The organism is Luteolibacter sp. (assembly GCF_058122085.1).
Genome location: NZ_JBIKBQ010000197.1, coordinates 1 through 3,044, shown reverse-complemented (window position 1 = coordinate 3,044; position 3,044 = coordinate 1). Strand labels below are relative to the sequence as shown.

General features: G+C 64.3%; 2 protein-coding genes and 1 tRNA gene. All 3 read right to left on the bottom strand.

The annotated features are described in order from the left end of the window. Nucleotides 1–93 precede the first annotated feature (93 nt). Nucleotides 94–183 (bottom strand) — tRNA-Ser (locus AC4DF4_RS18425). Between the two features lie 91 nt (nt 184–274). Further along, nucleotides 275–1,861: a hypothetical protein gene (locus AC4DF4_RS18420; protein WP_490049558.1), complete on the bottom strand. Its 1,587-nt coding sequence runs from the start codon at nt 1,859–1,861 to the stop codon at nt 275–277. A gap of 89 nt (nt 1,862–1,950) precedes the next feature. Continuing rightward, a partial coding sequence (locus tag AC4DF4_RS18415) for a 3-deoxy-D-manno-octulosonic acid transferase (RefSeq protein ID WP_490049557.1) occupies nt 1,951–3,044 on the bottom strand: 1,094 nt, incomplete at its 5' end.

Genomic DNA, 3,044 nt, shown 5'->3' with positions numbered 1-3,044 from the left:
ATCGCTTGTGATTGAGCGCGTTTGAAAAACCGCGCGACCTAACTTAATCCCGCGAGGTTTACGCGATGAGCCTTTTCTATAAATGGCTTGGGCTGGCGGAACGGGAGGGATTCGAACCCTCGGTACGGTTACCCGTACGTTCCCTTAGCAAGGGAGTGCTTTCGACCACTCAGCCACCGTTCCGTGAAGCAGGTCGAGAGGGTTGAACCATAGCGGACGAAGGACGTCAACCCTCGGAAGGTGGAAACCTCCACGAAATTTGAATTCGCGGAATTTAATCGCTGAAAGGATGAGGGTGTTCCTCTTCAGTCTCTACGGAAACCGATTCTTCGGCAGGGGCGGTGATCGGGAATTCCTGCTCGGGAGCGGGTTCCGCGGCCGGGACGGCCTCGACATCGGGGGCCTCGGCGATAGGCGGCAAGGTGGCTTCCGCTAGGGCTTCCGTTGGCGTTTCCACCCCGGTGGCTGCGGGCGATTCTTCGGTTGCGGCGGCTTCGCCGGCGGGTTTCGCTTTCTTGGACTTCTTTTTTTTCTTCTTGGCCTTTTTCGGTTCTTCACCGGCTACGGCGGCACCTGTCTCGCGGGCTTCCTGGACGGCGAGAGTATCGTCGGTGTAGAGCAGGATGTGGCCTTGATGGAGCAGCCAGAAAAGGTCGGCCGCGTATTCGGCGGGCGGGGCGGTGCTGCCTTCGGGCAGGACGGAATTCCAGAGTCCTTCGAGTTTGGCGGGCTTGTTCTCGCGGATAAAGGCGACCATCTGGGCGGGGCGCTCGGCGAGCACCTGGTTGAGAGGCAGCGGGTGCGGACGGGCGGGGCCGGTGTGGAGTTTGCCTTGGCGCTTGAAAACGGGAAGGTGCTCGGCCTCGACTGCGCGGCACACTGCCGGGATCAAAATCGCGGGATGGTTGCGGGCGTGGGTGCCCGCGATTTTCAGCGAGATGAGCAGCGAAGGGGAGAGGTTCTTGGCCGGGATGGCGCCGGAGACGTCGGCGGTGCGGACTTCCTCGAAGGCTTTGTCGAAGCAGCGGGTTCCCAGGGCGCGCTCGGCTTCGCCGCGATCCTCGATCCAGGCTTCGTCGCCCTCGTCCTTGATCCGCCAGCGGGTTTTCTGCTTCATCGTTTCCAGCCACGCGTTGACGGCTTCATCGCCGCGCTCGGTGCGGACTTTCGCGGCGTAAACCTCGAAGGGCATCCGCCCAAAGCACTCGCGGTGCAGGCGGCGCAGGTTGGTCTGATAGGAGTGGAAATTGACCGGGCCCAGCCACTCGCCGGAAATGCCGCAGCGGGCGATCGCCTGGAAGTTGCCGGTCGGCGGATCGACCTCGATGGTTTCCTCCTCGATCAGTTCATTTCTGAGATCCGAGTTCCAAAGGTGGCGGACCGCCTCCTCGCGGGTTAGGAAAACGGATTCCTCGAGCTTGCCGCGGATGAGCGGGGCGTGGGGCTCGGGGGCTTCGAAAACCGCCCGGCAGCGGGCTTTTTCCGCGAGCAGGATCTTGGCGACATCGAAAAGCGGATAGACGCGGGCGACCTGATGGACTTCCTTGCCGATGAGATGGACGGCTTGCGGATCGGGCGCGATGGTCACGCGCACTCCTTCTTCCGGACGCGCTTCCTCGATCCGGGGCGGGGCCTCGCGGCGATCTCCCTGGTCCCGTCCGCGGCCTTGAAACGGGCGGCGTTCACCACCGTCGCGATCGCGCGATGCTCCACCGCCGGCTCTCGGCGCACGGTCGCGATCATCGCGGCGCGGCGGGCGGTCTTCGCCTCCGGAATAGCTTTTTGGTTTTTGCTCCGACTTGTCGCCGGCGGCACGCGCCCATGCGGGTCCGAGGGCAAAGCTGGACAGTAGGCTGCTCAAGGGGTCTTTATCAGAATCACTCACGCGGCGCAGTCTAGGGGCACTTTTGAAAATGACAAACCCCGCTTGCATCAAAATATCGGGGCAATTCAAGCCGTCAAAAGCGCCAGAATCCGCCGGGTCGCGCCCTCGTGGGGAGCCAGCAGGCCGGTGGCGTTGCGAGTCATCGACCGCGCTTTTTCCGGATCGAGCGCGGCGGTGACGGCGCGCGCGAGTTCGTCCGGACCGCTGGCTGAAATGCAGCCGCCGCGGGCGATGAGGCGGCTGGCGAGCGGTTGGAAGTTTTCCATGTGCGGTCCGAAGATCACCGGCTTTCCCGCGAGGATGGCCTCGCAGGGATTCTGTCCGCCGGTGGCTAGAAAACTTTTCCCGATGATGACCACGTCCGCGTGCGCGGTCCAGTCGCCGAGCTCGCCGGTGGAGTCGATGACGAAAACGTGGCGGCGATCACCGGTCGCCGCGAGGTCAGTGGATCTCAATCTCACGAGAAATCCCGCCTTTTCCAAATCCGCCGTCACCTCCGACCGGCGTTCGGCATGCCGTGGCACGAGGACGGGGAGCGCCTCCGGATTCGCCTCGCGGATCGCCGCCGCGATGAACGCGTCCTCGCCCGCATGCGTGCTGGCTGCCAGCACGACGGGACGGTTAGGTCCGAAGGCGTCGAGCATTTCCTGGAATTCCGGGCGGCGGTTCGGGCGTGCGCCGCTGGCGGGATCGAATTTCAGGCTGCCGGTATGGTGGATCTTTTCCCGGGCGATACCGAGCGTCTGCCAGATCGCGGCGTCCTCGGCTTCCTGGATCGCGACGGCGTCGAGCAGCCGATAGATCGGGCGCAGCCACCCGGCGAATTTCACGAACCGGCGGGCCGAGCGCGGCGACATGCGGGCGTTGACAAGGCGAACGGGAATGTCCCGGCGCTCACATGTTAGCAACAAGTGCGGCCAGACCTCGGCTTCGATGAGGACGATCTGGGATGGCTCGAAGCGATTCAGATAGCGGCGGATCATCGACGGGAAATCCAGCGGCGCATAGGTGACGCGCAGGCCGGGAATGGCGGCCTCGGTGGCGACGGCGTGGCCGGTGGCGGTGCCGGTGGCGAGCACGAAGCGGCGTCCGGGCTCGCGGACTAACCACTCGCGGATGAGCTTGAGCGCGAGCATCGCCTCGCCGACGCTGACGGCAT